Source organism: Alkalihalobacillus pseudalcaliphilus (assembly GCF_028610675.1).
GTDB classification, from domain to species: domain Bacteria; phylum Bacillota; class Bacilli; order Bacillales; family Bacillaceae_D; genus Alkalihalobacillus; species Alkalihalobacillus pseudalcaliphilus.
The window spans coordinates 1,234,346-1,254,895 of the sequence record NZ_JAQQWS010000001.1; the positions used below are offsets into that span (position 1 = coordinate 1,234,346).

A 20,550-nucleotide genomic window follows, 5' to 3' on the forward strand; every position below is an offset into this window, starting at 1 on the left:
TTGGTCAAATTTGACCAACTCTTTCTTCATATTAACGCTTAGCGCTTTTTGAAACTACCACCTGCTCCACGAGATCCACCTCTGGAGCCACCAAAGCTTCCTCCAGCTCCTCTCGACCCAGAGTTACGCGAACCGAAGCCCCCACTTGCGCCTCTTGAGCCAGAATTACTAGGAAAACGATGATTACGATTCCGATCACTCATTGATTTCCCAACTTGGGTACCTACTATAAAAGAGGCAGCATTTCTAGTTGATTGATTGCGATTACGTTGATGTAGTCGGTGCTGGTCATAATCTCTTTTCATATTTCTCGTCATGGAAGAAAGCTGAGAAATCTTTCCTCGAGCTTGTTCATAGTCCCCATTAGAAATAAGCCCCTGTACGTCTGAACGTATACCTTGATATTGACTGTCATAAGACCGTGTTGATATCCCTCTTCCATACCTATGCTGTGCCTGAGAGTAAGCTCGTTCTTTTTCCTGCCATTCTCTTTCTACATCACGTTTTTGCCTAATCGTATGCTGGACATATTTTTCGAGCTCTTTAAACTTCCGCTCCAATTCTTCTATACTACTTTGAATTCGCTCTAGGTCTATTGGAGTTTGACGGGACTCCTTCGTCCTAAATCGAATCTCATCTCCTAGGGAATGTAGCTCTTCTATATAAACGGAAAGCCCTTCTTTATTAATCAGAGCGGATAATCTTGATACATCACTTTCTAACTGGTTTATTCTAAATTGCAGCTTTTTATGAGTATATTGAAGCGACTCATAGCGTTTAAAGCAATCATTGTACTTACTTTGTAAGTCAATCACATGTTTCTGTATCCTTAAAGCTAACTCAAAAGCTTGGTTATAATCCTGAACCTCCACTTGTAATAAATAGTGGACATTAGGCAAATCGGCTTTTAATTCAGCTACTTCACGTTGTATGCTCTGATAAAGGCTCGGAATATCGGACCAATGATTTTCAAGGAAATCCGATTGTAAACGGGTTAACTCTAATTGATATTTAGACTCCAAATCTGAATCATTTTTTATATCCGCTTCAACTTTACTTACTATTCTTTTAGAATCATCCCTTTTTTTAATAAGGTCTTGAACAAACTGTTCCGACTCGGTTAAAACATCTAACATCTTTTTATGGGTATCTGCAGCTTTTTTAACATTTCCCAGTTTAATACTATCCTTAAGTTGTTGAAAGGCCTGGCTAGCTGATTCAAAAAAAGTATCAATATCTTGTGAAATTCCTATTAATTTTTCTTTGTTCATTTTGCCCAATAACCGATCTTTTCTTTGCCTCATTTCCTTATCTAAATGCTGGCTTTCCTCCATGAATTTATCAAGTAACTCTAAGTTATTTTTAAACTGAGTATTCTCTTCTACTGATAGATTTAATAACCTTGCAGCACCAATAAAGTCAAAGTCTTTCTCTAGCTGACTTGCTTTTTCACCTGATTTTAACAAGTTCTTAAGGTCATTTTCTAAAGAAGGAAAATGTTCATCATATTTCTTTTGCGTACTTTTAAAAACTTCTATCGTTTGTTCTTGTACCGTCACATGTTCTTTAATTCGTTCTGTCATGTTCATTTCTTCTTGAAATAACTGGTTGACTTCTACAATTAATTTCTCGAGCTGATACTCATCTGCTTCAGATACTTCTTCAAGTGGTTTCATTGCCTTCATAAATGGCTCCCACTTTTTCATATTAATCTTATTAATAGCATGCTCACGCTCTTTCGCTTGTGTCAAAATAGCAAAAAGTTGATCAGACAAATCTTTTAACACTTTTTCTGTTTCACCTTTTGCCAATCGAAGGCGATCACTCGTTTGATTATAAGGTTTCAATACTCGAGATAATATCCGGTTTTGCCAATCAATGATTTCTTTTTTGAAGATTTCCATTTTCTTTTTACGACGACTTTTGAAGAATAGAACAACAGCAACAACAAAAATACTAACCAAAATAAGTGAAATGAACAAATCGAATCCCGAAACGGAAGAAGAATTGTTTTCACTAGAGTCTGTTGGAGGAATAATTTCCGGAGCTGGTGAAGTTGACTCTGTCTGCTCATCAAAATAAAGCACAGCTCTTTCTTCAACCTCCGTAATTAAGAGCTCTACACCCTCTTGCATTTGGTCATCCATAGCTGATGTTAGAAAAGTTGTTTCTAATAAGTTTTGAAGTGCATTTGTCCCAAAGCCCTCGGTAATAGCTACCTCGGCGTCAGTTCCTACACCTACTTGTAACTGTGCCTCATATTCTGCATTTAAAAGTAAAAGAACATCTGCTTGCCCTTCTTCAAACAAACGCTCTGCCTCAGCTTCAATCGTGTTCAATTCCATCTCATGAACAGACATGATTAAGTAATCAAATCGTGTATCTGCATATTCATTCTCGATTTGTTCTTGTTCTGCATTTGTAAAAAATGAAACTTCATCAAACATGGTCACATCTGCTTTAGCATACATAGGAGCTAAAAATAATATGACTACAATAGCTAAACTAAAAAGTGAAACGATACGTTTCATCCCTACGCCCCCCTATTTCCTTCTCACATTCATTATAATATAGAATCATTTTTTACTTAAGTGAATTCATACGAACTACCTATATAATCTTCATTATATCTTTTACGAATTAATCAAACAAAAGTTTCGTTTCAAACGCCTATTCCTCTGCTTTCAACAAAATTGAAAGGATGATTCTTCATTGTGTTTGTATGAAAGTGTACTAAAGATGATATGCACATCTTCGATGATCACTCCGGGAATGGGGGGCACGCTTTTACGCAGGCCTTGCTTGAGCCTCCGCGCTTCGCTTGCGGGGTCTCAAGGCTCAGGCTATTCCTGCAGGAGTCGGCCACCCTATTCCCTCCGCTTGGGTTGGTGCAGGCTTCATGGTTAGTGAACTTCTCATACAAAATAAATAAATAAATAAATAAATGAATGAAGAGCCACCAATAAATCAAAACCACATTTTCATATCTGTTAGTGGCTTATGTTGTTACTTCCTCGCTTTTCCTACAGGCTGGCGCTGAGCTAATTGAAAAAGGTCACCTAAGTCTCTTCGACTAGAGGTAACCTTTCTCTACATTCATTTAATCAGCGTGTATCGCGGAATATTGTGATTTCACAAGATTATAATAGATACCTTTCGCATCCATCAGTTCATTATGAGTCCCTTGCTCCATCATATTACCATGATCTAAAACAATAATTTTATCCGAATCACGAATTGTTGATAAGCGGTGGGCAATCATCACGGCAGTTCGATTATGAAGAAGCTTCTTAAGACCTTCTTGAATCTTCAGCTCCGTTTCTGTATCTATACTTGCTGTCGCTTCATCTAGAATTAGTATTTTCGGGTCTGCTAGGAGAGCACGAGCAAATGATAATAGCTGTCTTTCCCCCACCGATAGAACGCTACCTTTTTCTTCTACTTCCGTATCATAACCTTTATCCAACCGTTCAATAAAAGTATGTGCCCCAATAGCTTTAGCAGCAGCTTTGACTTCTTCGTCGGTTGCACCAGGTTTTCCGAAACGGATGTTGTCTAAGATCGTGCCCGCAAAAATAAATGTATCCTGAAGAACATAACTTACATTGGTTCTTAGCTCATGTAATTTCAGGTCACGTAAATCTTTGCCATCTAGTAATACTCGACCCGCAGTCGGGTCATAGAATCGACTCATAAGGTTAACAATCGTTGACTTACCTGACCCTGTATGACCTACTAAAGCAATTGTATCCCCTGCATTAAAATGTAAGTTTACTCCTTTTAAAGCTTTACGCTTATCATCATAAGAAAACTCTACATTTTCAAAGACCATTTCACCTTTCACATCGCCAATGGATAAAGCATTTTCCTTTTCCGGAACAGATGGTTTCTCATCTAAAAATTCGAAGATTCTTTCAGAAGAAGCCATCCCCACTAAAAGCTGGTTATAAACTTGACCTAACCGTGAAATAGGCTCCCAGAACATTCCTAAGTAAAAAGCAAAAGATACGAATACCCCGACCTCTAAACCACCTTGAATTAATGTGGAACCGTACCAAATTAATACAATTGCTCCAATGACACTAGCCATTTCAACGAATGGACGGAACAGAGCATTTTGTTTTGTCGCATTTCTCCAGCTTTTAAAGTTTTCATGGTTCACATTCTCAAAGAACTCCATATTTTCTTTTTCTTGAGCATAGGCTTGTGTGACACGAATACCTTGGATACTTTCATTTAAGTGCGAGTTTAAAATAGATTGTCTCACACGTACAAATTGCCATGCACGACGAATTTTTCTACGTAGCTTTGTAGAGATAAAAAACATGATAGGAACAACAATTAATACAAAAATCGCTAACTCAGGGCTTAAATAGAACAAGATGAAAACAATCCCTAGTAGCATAACGATATCCATAATTAAATTGATGACCCCATTAGTAAATAAATCTTGCAATGAATTTACATCATTAATGACTCGGACAAGAATCGATCCAGCGGAACGCTGGTCAAAAAAACGATGTGATAACTTTTGAATATGTTTAAATAGCGATTCTCGAATATCAAAGATGATATGCTGCCCAAGTTCATTCATCCAACGGATTCGGAACATATTCGCAAAGTAAGATAAGACATATAAAGCAAAAGCTGCTATCGCTAAATAGCTTAGCATCGTAAAATCCTCTGGAATAATCGCATGCTCAATGACCATATATCCGACGATAAATGGAATCGCTAAACGAATGGCAGTTGCGATTAACATCATGACGATTGTCTTAGGTAAAATCGATTTTGCATAAGGTTTCATATATTGTAAAAGTCTTGTCATTTGCTTCCAGTTAAATGGCTTCTCAATGATATTTTCGACTGTATAATGAAACCGTGCATTTTTCCCCTTTACAGCACGTTCACTCATTTAACTAACACTCCCTTAAGCCTGTTGAAGCACATATTGTTGATCTTGATTCTGAATATCGTAAATGCGACGATACATACCTGATTCATTTTGTAGTAATTGCTCGTGAGTACCACGTTCAACCACTTCACCTTGATCCAAAACAAGAATTTGATCGGCATGTTTAACTGAAGAAATTCGGTGAGCGATAATAAAGGTTGTTCTTCCTTCCATTACCTCTCTAAATGCTTTTTGAATTTTCACTTCCGTTTGCATATCAACGGCACTTGTTGCATCATCCATGATTAAAATCGCAGGATCCATAAGGATCGCTCTTGCAATCGCAATCCTTTGCTTTTGCCCACCTGATAAACCGAGCCCACGCTCTCCTAACACGGTATCATACCCTTCTGGCAGTTCGGAGATAAACTCATGGGCATCTGCTCGTTTAGCAGCAGCAATAATCTCCTCCATTGATGCATTCGCAACACCATAAGAAATATTATCCTTAATCGTCGAGGAAAACAAGAAGGTTTCTTGTAAAACTACCCCAATATTGCTACGAATTTGTTTCATTGAATATTCCTCAATCGGTTTACCATCAAGATAGATCTCTCCATCTGTTTTTTGGTAAAAACGGGTTAATAACTGAATAACACTTGATTTTCCTGAACCTGTAGCACCGACCAATCCTATCGTCTGACCTTTTTGAGCATGGAAGGAAATATCTTTCAAGGCTGTGGAGGACTCAGAATTATAGGCTAAATCAACATGTTCATATTGTACTTCACCAAGTAAACGGACTTTTTCTTTGTCAAAACGTTGTTCGTCAACACGTTCCTCAGCGTCTAAGATTTCCAGCAAACGCTCCCCAGAGGCTTTGGACTGAGAGAAAGTATTCATAATGAATCCTAGCTGCATAATCGGACCAATAATAAAACCGATTAAACTAAAAAAGGCAACAAACTCACCTGGTGACATACCTCCCGAAATAGCTAGATATCCCCCAAAACCAATTAAAATAACAGAAGACATATTCCCGATTGTCTCCATAAGTGGAAAATATTTACCCCACACTTTCGCAATATCAATATGTTTCATGCGATAATCTTCATTTTTTGAGTCAAATCGTTTTGACTCTTCATCTTCCTGCGACAATGCTTTTACCGTTTGCACTCCACTTACATTCTCTTGAACCTTTGTATTTAATGCTGCAAGTGAAACACGAATCCCACGGAATCGCGGATGAACTCGTTTATCAAACATATAGACGGCTACACATAAAAAAGGTAATGTAACAATCGTCATCAACGTCAATGGTACAGAGTAAAAAAACATAACTGAAAAACTAAATACCATTAATAAAATTAAGTTCACAAGTTGTGCGAATCCAAATGATAGGAAAAAGCGAAAGCCTTCAACATCTGCTGTTAATCGTGACATTAAATCCCCTGTTTTGGCATTATCATAATACTTGAATGGAAGGAATTGTAGCTTTTTATATAAAGCTTTACGAAGTTGGTAAACGGAGGATATTCCGAATAAATCTCCATAGTATTGGTTAATAAATGCTGTAACACTTTTAATTAATGTGGCAACTAATAAAGCTAAAACTAATATTGGAATGATGTCGTATTCTCCCGCCCGCACGGAATCAATGGCTATCTGCAATATAATTGGATACACAACCGTCATACCGGTAACACCTAACAAAGAAATTAACGACCAGAAGAAGTATTTCTTATAAGGCAAATAAAACTCCTTCAGACGTTTAAAAGTAATCATCTCTCCACCGCCTTCAAATCTTACATTGTAATCATATTATCATTATTCTAGCTTCCATATTTGAAGATTCACAGATTCTTTTTTGGTCTCCCCCACCTTTATAAAGAATTTAGTAACTCGAAATAAATATGAATAGCAAGAATAATCATACTCGTTTTTGCTACTAATAGTCAATCTTTTTTTGTAAATTTTCTGATTTCAACTCGTACAAATTTTACCACATAAAATAACGACACATCCAATGATATGCCGTCTCATTTAGAATCATTCTTTTAATATGACATTATGGAGTGCGTAAAAGAGACCAACCTTGCAACTGTCACACTCTTTCAGTTCCTTACACATCATTTTAATAACGGAGAAAATGTCTTTATAAGTATTTTCGATGTGTTTTTTTTCCATCATAAATAAAGACAATATCTTTTTCATTAATCATCGTTTGTAAATGGACAGGTCTGCCCCAAAGCTGATAAATATAAGGTAATACTTTTTCTAAATAAGAAACATCTAGCTCCTTGTCTTCAAATGAGTGCGTTACATATAATTCCCCACTTTTTAAATAATCTCCGTCCGTCACTGTCAAATAAGGAAAACCACCATTTACTCGTGAATTCGCCAGAGTATCACGAACTTGCTCCCACTCCTTATCTATAACTTTATAGTCGCTTCCTTGCTTTTGGAACAAATACATATCCTCACGCATGATCAAGTCCTTCGTTAAGTAATTACGAATAAAGGAAATATCCGACTCTATCTCCCTAACTTCATACATCTTTTCACGTCCACTACCTTTTGTAGCCCCTTGCCTCTCGATCATTTCTTTCGTCGGATTATTATAACGTTCTTCTATATCCTCAAATATTTTTAATCCGAGATAATAAGGGTTAATAGATGTTTTAGAAGGTTGCACAACTCCTGCATTAAGTTTAGCAAATTCTATCGTTTCATCACTCGTTAAATCCATTTCTCTCAAAATACGTGAATGCCAAAAGGAGGCCCAGCCTTCATTCATGATTTTTGTTTCTAATTGTGGCCAAAAATAGAGCATTTCCTCTCGCATCATCGTCAGTATATCTCTTTGCCATGGCTCAAGTTCTCGACTATATTGTTCAATAAATAATAAAAGATCCTTTTCAGGCTGCGGAGGAAACTTCTTTTTTGACTTGGTATTTGGTGCTTGTTGAGCTTTTTTATCCAAATCCCACAGGTCATCAAATTCGCCACGTTTCCGAGTGAGCGGCACCTCCAACTCATCTTTGCTCCAGTCAAGCTTTGGCCTTAATAAACTCGGGTCAATATGTTCCTGAATGGCCAGGACAGCATCGAGAAAATCCTCTACTTCCTTTTTTCCATGAATATGTTCATAGTGGGCAATTCGGTCAGCTGTTGCAGCCATCGATTCGACCATGTCTCTTCTCGTATTAGAAAACCTCACATTATTTTTAAAGAAGTCGCAATGTGCCAAAACGTGTGCGACGATTAACTTGTTTTGGATTAATGTATTACTATCTAATAAAAAGGCATAACAAGGATCCGAGTTAATGACAAGTTCATAAATCTTACTCAAACCTAAATCATATTGAAGTTTCATTTTATAGAATTGTTTACCAAAGCTCCAGTGTGAATACCTCGTCGGCATGCCGTACGCTCCAAATGTATAAATGATTTCTGCTGGACATATTTCATAACGCATTTCATAAAAATCGAGACCAAACCCAGAAGCAATTTCTGTTATTTCCGCGATGGCATATTCTAACTCTTTCCAATCATCCACTTTCATGAAGACCCTCCTCCATCCGCTTTTTACAATCTATGTTCAAGGTGTCGAAAAGATGAAAGAAAGAAATAGACGAAGCGGGTATCGTAGTCATATTGTGCGTAAAAAAACAAGCACAGGGTCCAACCCCGCACTTGTCATTTCTACATACTATCTAGCTACTTATGCCATTTTCTGAGTAACAATGTCCATTACAGCTGTTTTTAGTTGCTGTAAATGGGACTGTGCTTCTGGTAAGCTCTCTTTTCGAACACCAAAGTAAAATTTCACCTTTGGTTCTGTTCCTGATGGGCGAATACAGAACCATGAACCGTCAGCTAATTTATATTTCAAAACATTAGATTTTGGTAAAGCAATGTCTTGGCGTTCATTTGACTCGACGCTTCTCGCCTCACTCAATTGATAATCTTCAATGCTCGAGACCGCACTTCCTGACACTTCTTGAGGAGGGAATTCACGGAAAGAAGCCAAAATTTGATTTATCTTTTCAATGCCACTTTTCCCTTTGAGTGTAAGAGAATGAAGATCTTCTAGATAGAAGCCGTATTTCTGGTATACGTCTAGTAGTCCTTCATATATCGTTTTGCCTTTTGATTTATAATAGGCAGCTAATTCGGCTCCTATTAGACAAGCTTGAACAGCATCCTTATCACGAACAAAGTCTCCAATTAAATAACCGTAACTTTCTTCATATCCGAACAAGAATGTATGCTCACCTGTCTGTTCGAATTCGGCTATTTTTTCACCGATAAATTTAAAGCCGGTCAATGTATCTTCGGCAGTTAATTCATAAGCCTCCGCAATGGCACGCCCAATTTCAGAGGTAACAATGGTTTTCATCACAATTCCATTTTCGGGTAATTCCCCTGTAGCTGCTTTTTGAGACAATAAATAATCAAGCATTAACGCACCTGTTTGGTTGCCTGTCAAAACTACAAAATCACCGTCATTATTTTTCACAGCAAAACCGACACGGTCTGCATCTGGGTCTGTACCTATTAATAAGTCAGCTTCACTTCTTTCTCCATATTGAATGGCCAGCTCAAAGGCAGCATGTTCTTCAGGGTTTGGTGAAGAAACCGTTGAAAAGTTGGGATCTGGTAACTCCTGTTCAGCAACAACTTGTACATGGGAAAATCCACTATCTTCTAAGATTCGACGAACCGGGATATTAGCAGTGCCGTGAAGTGGCGTAAAGACAATTTGTACCTTGTCGCCGTATTCTTTTACTAAGGAAGGGTTCACAACTACTGTTTTTAACTTATCGTTATAGGCCTCATCAATTTCTTCAGAGATAATTTGTATGAGTCGTTCTGCTTTTAACTGTCGCTCATCACCAACCTCAATTTTTAACTCATTTTTAACCGATTGCACATAGGAAACGAGTTCATCTGCAGGACCAGGGGGCAACTGTCCACCATCTGGACCATACACCTTAAAGCCATTATATTCTGGAGGATTATGACTTGCTGTGATTACAATACCTGAATATGTATTCAAATATCTAACGGCAAACGATAACTCCGGTGTCGGCCTTAAATCACGAAATACATAAGTGGTAATACCATGATTCCCCAATGTAAGAGCCGCTTGCATCGCAAACTCAGGTGATTTATGGCGACAGTCATATGCAATGACCACACCTCGTTTTACTGCATCAATTCCTTTAGATTTAATATAGAGTGCTAACCCTTCTGCAGCCTTCCTAACTGTATATGTATTCATCCGATTTGGGCCGGGTCCAATTTCTCCTCGCATACCACCCGTGCCAAATTCTAAATCCTTATAAAAACAATCTTCTAATAATTCCTCCCTTATTTTTAATGGTTCCAACTGTTCCTTTAACTCTGCATCAAATTCACTATGTAAGTGCCATTTTTTATATTCATTTTTCCAATCCATTTAATCTCCTCCAACTCACATCTAGGTCTTTCTTATTATAGCATGTTTAGGTAATCATACATGACTGATTTCATCAGATGATGAACTTAGATCTAATCGTTGACGAAACTCATCTAAATATTGCTGTAATTGTTCAGTTGTCCAATGGCAATGTTCGGCAAAATAAATAAAAATCTGTTCATAATACTGACGAACATTTTCGTAATCAAAATATATTGCCCCTGTACGTCGAATAAAGAAATCCCTAGGGTTCATGACCATTTCCTCTTCCATACTATACCTTAGTTGAGCGTACAATTCCGGTGGTAGCCCCCACTTTTGTGCAAAACGGCTTTTCGTTTTAATTTTAGCATAAATGTTACCAATATTAGAGCCATATAAATCAACTAACATGGATGCCTTTTTCTCACTTAAGCCTAACTGCTTACCTTCTTCGACCTTTTGCTTTTTAAAAGAACCATACATATCAGCTCCACCTACATAACCACCCGTTAATGTAATGGATTCAGTAACAGAGCGTACATGAATACCCAAGTCCTGACACAAATGATCGACGACTTGTTCTGCTAATAAGCGGTATCCAGTTAAGGTATCCAACAAAACAGAAATAACTCCCGATTCTGAAATATGGATATCTTGATAGACATCGACCGTTTTCGATTTTTTTGTTTGCATCATATAAGGAGCAACACCACTCCAGCTAGAAATAACATCTTCTTGACCTATCGAAATTCCTGGCAAAAGCTGCTGCAATTCATCTAAAATGAACTGAGACTCTTCGTTTGTACAAGTAATCGCCCCCCGTTCATCACTCCACTCGGATTCAGCCATACCAATATAGACTTCATTCTCCTGTGGGATTGCAAAAATCGCTTTATTCCCCTCCTTCTTCCGATAAAAAATACCGGTTTGCAAAGGCAGTTTATTTCTCCTGATCACAATATGTGAACCTTTCTGATAATGTATACCGTTTTCAATAGGTGTTCGGTCTTGCTCCCTTAATTGGTTTGTCCATGCACCGGTGGCATTAACAATTTTTTTAGCGTTGATTTTTATAGCTTCGCCACTTAGTTGATCAACCGCAATTACGCCGCACGCTTTACCTTCTTCATATAAGAAAGATTCTACCTGCATGTAATTAAGGGCCTTTGCTCCACGATTAATGGCTTCTTTAAGAACTTCAATCGTTAACCTTGCATCATTGATTTGATATTCTATATAAGAGCCACTTCCTTTTAAGCGCTCATGATGTAACATCGGCTCAAGTTTTAACGTTTGCTTTTTTGATAACAGTTCTACTCGCTCCGTCTTTTTGACTTCCCCGACATGGTCAAAGAGCTTCAAGTGAACTGAAGCTTTCAAACGATCAACTAGACTTTCTTTATATAAAGGTATAAGCATTTTCTTTTTTTTTGTAACATGTGGTGCATTTTCTCTTAATATTGAACGTTCTCTTGTCAATACCTGATACTTTTTCATATCAAAATCATGGAAATAACTCATGCCTCCATGAAATAGTTTACTAGAACGTCCAGATGCTCCATCAGCAAAATCTTTTCTTTCTAAAAGAATCGTTTCTAATCCACGTAATGAGGCGTCTAATGCAATTCCTGCACCACTTAACCCTCCACCAACCACTAATAAATCAACCGTATGATTTTTTAATTCCGCCATCCATGTTTGTCGATTGGCACTAGAAAAAGAAACACGCATTTTTTTACCCCTTCCATAATCGTACATGATGTTCTTCACTTGTTGTCATATACCACTTATTGTACCTTACTTTATGTATAAAAAAAATGAATTTCATCTGAATGTAAAGTAAAATAATCGTGAAGGATATTCCTTTTATTTTTATCATGAAATGCCTTCCACTTTGTAAAAAATATAAAAATAACCGTTTCAAGGAGAAGAACTCACTGAAACGGCTTTTTATTGATGATACGTATACACGTGCACCAACCAATTTTCTGTCCTATACATTTGAGAGTCTTCGATGACGGCATTAATTTCCCAACTTCCTGAAAAAGGAATCATGATGTCGGTTGCATATAAGCCACCTTCAACATGATGTAGCACATACTCTTTTTGATAAGATTGACTATTTTCTATCATGATTACTTCAACATTCTTATCAGTTAATGGCATCCCGCTTTTATCTTGTACAAGCACTTGCAAATGCTCTGTCATACCAATAGCCAACTGATCACGATGTATAAGCTCAACATGCCAATTCGTTGCCTCCTCTTTTGATATGAATAGTTGACTAGTTGAATAAATAGCCCCTCCAATCAAAACAAAAACAAGTACAAGACCGATCTGAATAGGAATAGGTAATCTTTGTACCTTCTCGACTTGCATCTAAATGTCACTCCTTCCACCTAACATTGTTGCCAATGTCTAGTACGAGTAAACATTTACCCACGCTTGCTCAAAGAGAAAAACCCTTAAAGCCCGACCAATTCAAAAAAAAAAACCATTCCGGTTAAGCACTTCGGCTAACGGAAATAGTCTTTTTTATATCATCAAATATGAACCTTACTGTTTGTATGAAATCTCATAAATGTCATGTCTACGATCACGTAATTGGTTCACACTACCTGCTCGGCGATGGCGACGCAAAATCTCCAAATCAACATCTCCCACAACGACTGTTTCGATATTTGGGTTACATTCACCGACTATACCATCTCTGGCAAATGTAAAATCTGAAGGACTAAAAATACCTGATTGTGCATATTGGATGTCCATATTCTCCACATCTGGTAAATTACCAACTGTCCCCGACAATACCGTATAGACTTGATTTTCAATCGCTCTTGCTTGAGAGCAATAGCGTACTCGTAAGTAACCTTGACGATCATCCGTACAGAAAGGAGTGAATATGATATTAGCTCCTTTATCTACAGCAATACGACCAAGCTCAGGGAATTCAATGTCATAACATATTTGAATAGCAATCTTCCCACAATCCGTATCAAACACTTTCACTTCATCACCACCAGTAATACCCCAGAACTTTCGCTCATTTGGTGTTATGTGTAGCTTATACTGCTTTTCAATCGTTCCATCACGCCTAAACAAATAGGCGATATTATAAATCTTCCCTTCTTCCTCTACAAAGTGAGAGCCTCCAATAATATTTACATTATATTTCACCGATAAATTCGTGAATAATTCAATATAATCCTCCGTAAACTCCGTTAATCGGCGTATCGCCAAACTTGGGCTTTTCTCTGGTAAAAAAGATAAAAGCTGCAAGGTAAAAATCTCCGGAAAGACTACAAAGTCAGAGCTATAACTTGCTGCAACATCAGTATAATATTCACACTGAATCGCGAAATCATCAAAGGAATCAATTTTTTTCATTTCATATTGTATACTTGTAATCCGAACCGGAAACGAAGTCTTAAAAGAGCGCTTTGGTGTCGTTGGTTGATAATCAATATTATTCCATTCCATTAAAGTCGCGTATTTTAATGAAGCTTTATCATCATCTAAGTAATTTCGATTAATTCTCTTTAATGAAAAACCATTTAACACTTGGAAAGTTAAGACTGGGTCATAAATATTATGCATGGTAACTTGCTCTACATATTCCCTTGGTGTCATTTCTTTAGAGTGCTGATAATAATTAGGGATTCTCCCCCCAATGATAATACTTTTTAAATTTAGTTGACGTGCGATATCTTTTCTTGCCTCATAGAGCCTACGCCCGATTTTCATTCGACGATAATCTGGGTGGACCATAACTTCAATTCCATATAAATTATAGCCCTCAGAATCGTGATTCGTAATGTATCCATTATCGGTAATTTCATCCCATGTATGCTGGTCATCATATTCATCAAAATTAATAATTAAGCTTGACGAAGAGCCAATAATCTTACCGTCATATTCCACACATATTTGCCCTTCTGGAAATATATGGACATGACTCTCTAAATGAACAATCTCCCAAGGTTCCATTTTTGGGAAACATATTTTTTGCATTTCAATAATCTCTTTAAAATCTTTTTCTTCGATTTGTCGAATAATCATTTTCTTCTCGAATTTTGATACATCGATTTCAGAAGTCATTGCCATCCACCCCTTCTTACTAAAACAACTTTCAGATTCTCCATCATGAGTTTACCCTTTTTTAATCTATTTGAATACTTTTTTTCTACGCAACTACAAAAAAGTAGAAGCTCCCAAACAAAAAAAAGTTCCCCTGGAGGCAACGAAACAAACCCTCCAGTGAAACTCCAAGCTTTTAAGCGCCTTGTCTTACCTCTTGAACACTGATATGTACACCAATATGTCCAAGTGCTGAGTGAAGTGGAATCGATATAAAAGGTGATTCTGAATAGTATTTAGAATCTCCTTCATTAATAATTGGTGGCGTGACATCAATCAAACAACCTTCTTTTGAAAGTTCCGTTGCAGCTGTTCCTGCGACCCAGTTTCCAAACTCTTGTACAGCACTCCATCCTAACTCATCAATATCTTGGACAACCATACCTCCCATCATCGTACTTATAATACTACGAGCTGTTTCTGTAGAGAATGTACAGATGATTTGTCCTCTTAATTGTCCTTTAATCCCTAATATCACTGAAATCTCTTCAGAGGTTAACTTTCCTCTACCAGCCGAAGGCCTTAGAATATCAACACCTACACCAAAATGCGTAGAAATAATTTGTTTCGTCGCTTGACAGATCGCATTAATATGTTTTACCTCCATCTTTTTCCTCCTCCCTATTCCTATCTATAGTTCATTTTATCTAAAAAATAAAGAATCATACGTTAAAACGAGCCCTAATCCACATATATAGTTCTACTATAACACTTTTAGACTAGAAATAAAGTACTATTCAATAAATTTTGATTCGAAAGAAACAAGTTCTCCATGACCTACTTTTTTATATTCTTTTTTTTTCTTGGAATAGTAAACGTTTTCCATTACATAGACATCATTGAAATCATTTGAGATTTATTTTTAGTTCGCTTTTTCAGAAGGGGGTTTATTCATGTCCAGCAATCAAACGAATTGTCTTGCTCTACTTCTTGCAGGTGGAGAAGGAAAAAGACTAGGAGTATTAACAAAGAAAACCGCTAAACCTGCTGTTCATTTCGGTGGAGGTTATCGAATTATCGATTATACATTGAATAATTGTATGCATTCAGGCATCAATCATATTGGTGTCTTAACTCAATATTTACCACTAGAATTACATGCACATCTAGGGAATGGATCCGCATGGAACTTCCCTCAAAATCAAGGTCAATTAACAAGTCTCCCTTCTTATGTACATGATGATGATAACTCAACCTATTTAGGAACGGCTGATGCCATTTATAAAAATATGTCCTATATCGAACACTTGAACCCTACACACCTATTAGTTCTCTCAGGAGACCATATCTATCAAATGGATTACAGGCTACTTTTAGATGCTCATTTCAAAAAACAAGCGGATGCCACGATTTCCGTCATTCATGTGCCATTTATTGAGGCACATCGTTTTGGGGTTATGACAGCTACTAGTGAACAGAAAATCATTGGATTTGAAGAAAAGCCAGTACATCCCAAAAGTAATATGGCATCAATGGGTGTTTATGTATTTAGATGGGCGCTCTTAAAAGAATTCCTCATTTCAGACGCAAACGATCCACAATCAAATCATGACTTTGGCAAAGATATTATTCCTAAAATGTTGGCAGCTCAAAAAAGATTGTTCACTTTCCCTTTTAAAGGATATTGGAAGGATGTTGGCACGATTGAAAGCTACTGGCACGCCCATATGGATATCATCGATTACACTGTAAAAAATCCGAATGCAAAGACATGGAACTTGACGACTAACAAACCTGCTCAAGTTTCATTTATTCCTGACGATCATCACGCTATCCAACATTCGTTTATTGATAACCATGCACAAACCAATGGTTATATTCGTAGATCGTATATTTATCGGGATGTTCGAATAGACTCAAGAGCCACTATCTATCAAGCAATTATTCTTCCAGGTGCTTCTATCGGTGCCAATGTTCACTTAGAAAATGTCATCGTTACTGAGCAAACAATCATACCAGCCAACATGAAAATCACTGGTACACCAGAACGTATCCTGACGGTTAATCACGACTTTATTCATCAACTAATCTCACAAAAACGTGTTAGTAATGCTTAATGACACACGCTAAAGCTGTTTCACATACTAAGCTATATCCGCTTAACAATAGGATTCCAACGAGTATATGTTGATACAGAAAAAGAAAAGGACGGTTTAATATGAATATCGTTTTTGTAGCAAGTGAGTGTTTTCCATTTTTTAAAACTGGTGGTCTCGCCGATGTGATTGGTTCTCTTCCACAAAAGTTAGCTAGTCCCCATAATCAAATAGCCGTTATTCTACCTAAAGCACAAGCACTGCCTGCTGAATATAACAAGCAATTAACGTTTCAAAAAAGCTTCCATGTCCATGTAACTTGGCGGAAGCAAGTGACCCGACTTTATCAATTAAAAAAAGATCAGATTACCTTTTATTTTATAGAAAATGATTATTACTTTGGTCGAGACAGACTTTATGGATATGATGATGACGGGGAGCGTTTCACCTTTTTTACACATGCCGCTCTAGAAGTAATGGAAAGTCTGCGACACCCCATTGATATTCTCCATTGCCATGATTGGCAAACAGGTTTAATTCCTGCTTATGTAAAAATTCAAGGGACAAAACAGGTGAAAAAAACGGTTTTTACGATTCATAATTTACAATATCAAGGTCAATTTCCACTTTCAGTGTTTGATGAATTACTTCATTTCTCAAGTGAACACTTACCTGGTATTACTCATAACCACCTCGTTAATTTTATGAAGGCTGCTATTTTTCACGCAGACCACATTACAACGGTCAGCCCCACTTATGCAGAAGAAATAACAACCGAATTAGGAGGACATGGACTCGCCCCTGTCCTCCGTCAATATCAGTCTAAGCTTTCTGGCATTGTAAATGGCATTAATACCGACGAATTCAATCCACAAACCGATCAAGCTCTCACATACCCTTATAAACAAAACGCTACCATCAAAAGCCAAAATAAATACAAGATTCAAACCGAACTCCAACTATCCATTTCAAAGAATTTACCTTTATTTGCTGTCATATCGAGATTAGTTCAAAGTAAGGGTCTTGATTTATTGTTATCTGTTGCTGATTTATTTTTAGAACACCATCAAGTACAACTGATTATTGTTGGCTCAGGTGAGAAGCTTTTCGAAGAGCGTTTTTTAAAGTTACAAAGTAAATATCCTACTAAAGTTCGTACGATTATTGGTTTTTCAGAAGACTTAGCACGTCAAGTCTATGCAGCCTCCGACTTTCTTATTATGCCTTCGTTATTTGAGCCATGTGGGATTAGCCAAATGATTGCCATTCATTATGAAACGGTACCCATCGTTCGGGAAACCGGTGGTCTCAAAGATACAATCTTATCATTTAATGAACATACATTAGAGGGAAATGGACTAAGCTTCACGAATTATAATGCTAATGACTTCTTGTTTACTCTTAACCGTGCTATTACCTTATTTAGAAATAAAACGCTCTGGAATTTACTTTTACAAAACGTCTATCAATCCAATTTTAACTGGGGTAAATCAGCCGTTCAGTACCAACAATTATATAATCATTTACTAGGAGTGGAAGGGGTGCCAACGTATGAGCTTGAGCCAACAAGAATTCATCGACCTATTTAACGATAAACTAACCACAACATTAGGGATTAGGGTTGAAGAAGCAACGAATAAAGAAGCTTACCAAACCGTCAGTTTATTATTAAAAGACATCATTCTTAGGAAATGGCAATTAACACAAACAAACCAACTGGAAACAGACGAAAAGCAAATGTATTATTTCTCGATGGAATTCTTATTAGGGCGATTGATTGAAAGTAATTTGTTAAATATGGGGTTATTAGAAGTATGTGAAAATGCCTTAAAAGAGCTTGGCTTTGAGCCCGCTCAAGTCTTTACGGAAGAACATGACGCCGGGTTAGGAAATGGGGGATTAGGTCGACTTGCTGCATGTTTCCTTGATTCTTTAGCCTCACTTAACTTACCAGGCCATGGTGTCGGGATACGTTATAAATACGGACTATTCCAACAAAAAATGGTCGATGGTTATCAGGTAGAATTACCTGATTATTGGTTAAACGACGACTATATGTGGGAAACAAAACGTTCGGAAAAGGCTGTCGAAGTTCATTTTGGCGGTCATGTAACACTTGAAAAAAAAGACAACCAGTATACGGTTCACCACCAAAATTATGAACGGGTTTTAGCCGTCCCTTATGATGTACCTATTGTTGGTTATGAAACGGACGCCGTCAATACGTTACGTTTATGGAGTGCAGAATCAATGCCTAACTCCTTTCACTTTCACTCCCCTAAAGGACATGATTATTACCACTACCTAGATTACAAACGCTCCGTCGAACAAATCTCAGAATTTCTTTATCCAGATGATTCTTATTATGAAGGCAAGCTTTTACGTCTAAAACAACAATATTTCCTTGTTTCAGCAGGTTTACAAAGCATTTTAAAAAGATTTAAAAGCAAACATCAAAGCTTTCAATTACTCCCACAAAAAGTCTCTCTACAAATTAACGATACCCATCCTAGTCTCATTATCCCTGAATTAATGCGGATCCTCATGGATGAGGAAAAGTTTGGTTGGGATGATGCTTGGGAGATCACCACGAGCACAGTCGCCTACACCAATCACACCACTTTAGTTGAAGCTCTAGAGAAATGGCCAACCGAAATGGTCAAATCGTTATTACCACGCATTTATATGATCATTGAAGAAATTAATGAGCGTTTTTGCCAGTCTATTTATTTTGACTTTCCTCATTTACGAGAGAAGATTGCCGATATGGCGATTATTTCATATGAACAAATTCATATGGCCCATTTGGCAATTGTCGGTAGCTACTCTGTCAATGGAGTGGCTAAGCTTCATACAGACATTCTAAAAAATAGAGAGATGAAAAACTTCTACACCGTCTTCCCAGAACGATTTAATAATAAAACAAACGGAATTACACACAGGCGCTGGCTACTCAATGTTAACCGAGATTTAGCGAATAAAATTACGGGAGCTATCGGTGAAAACTGGATACAAGAGCCACGCGAACTCATCCAATTAATCAAATACGCAGATGATGCTAGTTTCCAAAAACAAATCGCTGAGGTAAAACATACAAATAAAGAAAAATTAGCTGCTTATATTAAGGAGCACTATCAAATCACGATTAACCCCAACTCTATATTTGATGTGCATATCAAAAGGTTACATGGTTATAAACGACAGTTGCTTAATCTCTTTCATATTTTACACTTGTATCAACTTTGTGTTGATAATCCTAATTATCAAATGGTGCCTCGTACTTTTATCTTCGGAGCGAAGGCAGCACCAGGCTATCATTTTGCTAAACAAGTTATAAAGCTTATAACTGCAACAGCGGAGAAGGTTAATAATAACCCCGCTACAAAAGATAAAATGAAGGTTGTTTTTCTTGAGAACTATAAGGTTTCCTTAGCAGAAAAAATAATCCCCGCAGCCGATTTAAGTGAGCAAATTTCAACCGCAAGTAAAGAGGCATCGGGTACAGGGAATATGAAATTGATGATGAATGGTGCTTTAACGATTGGGACACTTGATGGCGCGAATATAGAAATTAGTGATATGGTTGGCCCTAAAAACATTTTTACATTCGGCTTAACCTCTGACCAAGTATTTGATTATCAAAAAAATGGCCAATACCGAGCACGAGATATTTATAATAGTGATAAACGATTACGAGAAGTGATGGATAAACTGCTTGGTACTTTCTTCTCTCCTGACGATGTAGAATTTAAAAATATTTATTACTCGTTGCTCTACAACAATGATGAATATTTTGTATTAAGGGATTTCGATAGTTACGTAGAGGCCCAACAACATGTGGAGCAAACCTACCGAAATCAGCAGAGTTGGCTGAAAAAAAGTATCACTAATATGGCTCATTCCGGAAAATTCTCAAGCGATCGAACCATTTCTGAATATGCTAATCAAATTTGGGACATCCACCCACAATAGTTCTCAATAACCAAAAAAGCTAGGGTAAGCTTTAGTGCTTATCCTAGCTTTTGTATGAAAGTGGA

The 20,550-nt window shown here is 37.2% G+C and carries 12 protein-coding genes; 3 read left to right on the forward strand and 9 right to left on the reverse strand.

Annotation, left to right across the window (positions count from 1 at the left end; translation table 11 throughout):
- Positions 1–38: 38 nt before the first annotated feature.
- The 9 genes from PQ479_RS06245 to PQ479_RS06285 form a co-directional block, all read right to left on the reverse strand.
- The gene (locus tag PQ479_RS06245; RefSeq protein ID WP_047988536.1) at positions 39–2,531 is read right to left on the reverse strand and encodes a coiled-coil domain-containing protein; all 2,493 of its coding nucleotides are present in this window, start codon (positions 2,529–2,531) and stop codon (positions 39–41) included.
- Positions 2,532–3,100: 569 nt separating this feature from the next.
- Positions 3,101–4,915, reverse strand: a complete 1,815-nt coding sequence (locus PQ479_RS06250; RefSeq protein ID WP_047988535.1) for an ABC transporter ATP-binding protein — start codon at positions 4,913–4,915, stop codon at positions 3,101–3,103.
- Positions 4,916–4,930: 15 nt separating this feature from the next.
- Positions 4,931–6,679 (reverse strand): ABC transporter ATP-binding protein, encoded by a 1,749-nt coding sequence (locus PQ479_RS06255; RefSeq protein WP_047988534.1) that lies wholly within the window; start codon positions 6,677–6,679, stop codon positions 4,931–4,933.
- A gap of 370 nt (positions 6,680–7,049) precedes the next feature.
- The gene (locus PQ479_RS06260; RefSeq protein WP_047988533.1) at positions 7,050–8,459 is read right to left on the reverse strand and encodes a SpoVR family protein; all 1,410 of its coding nucleotides are present in this window, start codon (positions 8,457–8,459) and stop codon (positions 7,050–7,052) included.
- A gap of 159 nt (positions 8,460–8,618) precedes the next feature.
- Complete coding sequence (locus PQ479_RS06265; protein WP_047988532.1) at positions 8,619–10,358, reverse strand: phospho-sugar mutase; 1,740 nt, start codon at positions 10,356–10,358, stop codon at positions 8,619–8,621.
- Positions 10,359–10,412: 54 nt separating this feature from the next.
- Positions 10,413–12,071, reverse strand: a complete 1,659-nt coding sequence (locus PQ479_RS06270) for a glycerol-3-phosphate dehydrogenase/oxidase (RefSeq protein ID WP_047988531.1) — start codon at positions 12,069–12,071, stop codon at positions 10,413–10,415.
- A 219-nt stretch (positions 12,072–12,290) separates the two neighbouring features.
- Positions 12,291–12,719, reverse strand: coding sequence for a FixH family protein (locus tag PQ479_RS06275; RefSeq protein ID WP_047988530.1), 429 nt, complete (start codon positions 12,717–12,719; stop codon positions 12,291–12,293).
- A 177-nt stretch (positions 12,720–12,896) separates the two neighbouring features.
- Positions 12,897–14,438: a bifunctional GNAT family N-acetyltransferase/carbon-nitrogen hydrolase family protein gene (locus PQ479_RS06280; RefSeq protein ID WP_047988529.1), complete on the reverse strand. Its 1,542-nt coding sequence runs from the start codon at positions 14,436–14,438 to the stop codon at positions 12,897–12,899.
- Positions 14,439–14,613: 175 nt separating this feature from the next.
- Positions 14,614–15,084, reverse strand: a complete 471-nt coding sequence (locus PQ479_RS06285; protein ID WP_047988528.1) for a chemotaxis protein CheX — start codon at positions 15,082–15,084, stop codon at positions 14,614–14,616.
- Positions 15,085–15,370: 286 nt separating this feature from the next.
- On the opposite strand from PQ479_RS06285, the gene PQ479_RS06290 reads away from it, so the two are divergent.
- The 3 genes from PQ479_RS06290 (at position 15,371) to PQ479_RS06300 (ending at position 20,485) form a co-directional block, all read left to right on the forward strand.
- Complete coding sequence (locus tag PQ479_RS06290; RefSeq protein WP_047988527.1) at positions 15,371–16,534, forward strand: glucose-1-phosphate adenylyltransferase; 1,164 nt, start codon at positions 15,371–15,373, stop codon at positions 16,532–16,534.
- Positions 16,535–16,635: 101 nt separating this feature from the next.
- Positions 16,636–18,102 carry a glycogen synthase gene (locus tag PQ479_RS06295; RefSeq protein ID WP_047988526.1) on the forward strand — a complete coding sequence of 489 codons (1,467 nt, stop codon included), beginning with the start codon at positions 16,636–16,638 and terminating at the stop codon, positions 18,100–18,102.
- Complete coding sequence (locus PQ479_RS06300; protein ID WP_047988525.1) at positions 18,065–20,485, forward strand: glycogen/starch/alpha-glucan phosphorylase; 2,421 nt, start codon at positions 18,065–18,067, stop codon at positions 20,483–20,485. Before PQ479_RS06295 ends, PQ479_RS06300 begins: the two co-directional genes overlap by 38 nt.
- Positions 20,486–20,550 lie beyond the last annotated feature (65 nt).

Bases quoted from the DNA above. Each gene is read 5' to 3' on its own strand.
- PQ479_RS06250 (WP_047988535.1), bottom strand. From the start codon at position 4,915: ATGAGTGAACGTGCTGTAAAGGGGAAAAATGCACGGTTTCATTATACA.
- PQ479_RS06270 (WP_047988531.1), bottom strand. From the start codon at position 12,071: ATGCGTGTTTCTTTTTCTAGTGCCAATCGACAAACATGGATGGCGGAA.
- PQ479_RS06265 (WP_047988532.1), bottom strand. From the start codon at position 10,358: ATGGATTGGAAAAATGAATATAAAAAATGGCACTTACATAGTGAATTT.
- PQ479_RS06245 (WP_047988536.1), bottom strand. From the start codon at position 2,531: ATGAAACGTATCGTTTCACTTTTTAGTTTAGCTATTGTAGTCATATTA.
- PQ479_RS06275 (WP_047988530.1), bottom strand. From the start codon at position 12,719: ATGCAAGTCGAGAAGGTACAAAGATTACCTATTCCTATTCAGATCGGT.
- PQ479_RS06295 (WP_047988526.1), top strand. From the start codon at position 16,636: ATGAATATCGTTTTTGTAGCAAGTGAGTGTTTTCCATTTTTTAAAACT.
- PQ479_RS06260 (WP_047988533.1), bottom strand. From the start codon at position 8,459: ATGAAAGTGGATGATTGGAAAGAGTTAGAATATGCCATCGCGGAAATA.
- PQ479_RS06290 (WP_047988527.1), top strand. From the start codon at position 15,371: ATGTCCAGCAATCAAACGAATTGTCTTGCTCTACTTCTTGCAGGTGGA.
- PQ479_RS06255 (WP_047988534.1), bottom strand. From the start codon at position 6,679: ATGATTACTTTTAAACGTCTGAAGGAGTTTTATTTGCCTTATAAGAAA.
- PQ479_RS06280 (WP_047988529.1), bottom strand. From the start codon at position 14,438: ATGACTTCTGAAATCGATGTATCAAAATTCGAGAAGAAAATGATTATT.
- PQ479_RS06285 (WP_047988528.1), bottom strand. From the start codon at position 15,084: ATGGAGGTAAAACATATTAATGCGATCTGTCAAGCGACGAAACAAATT.
- PQ479_RS06300 (WP_047988525.1), top strand. From the start codon at position 18,065: ATGAGCTTGAGCCAACAAGAATTCATCGACCTATTTAACGATAAACTA.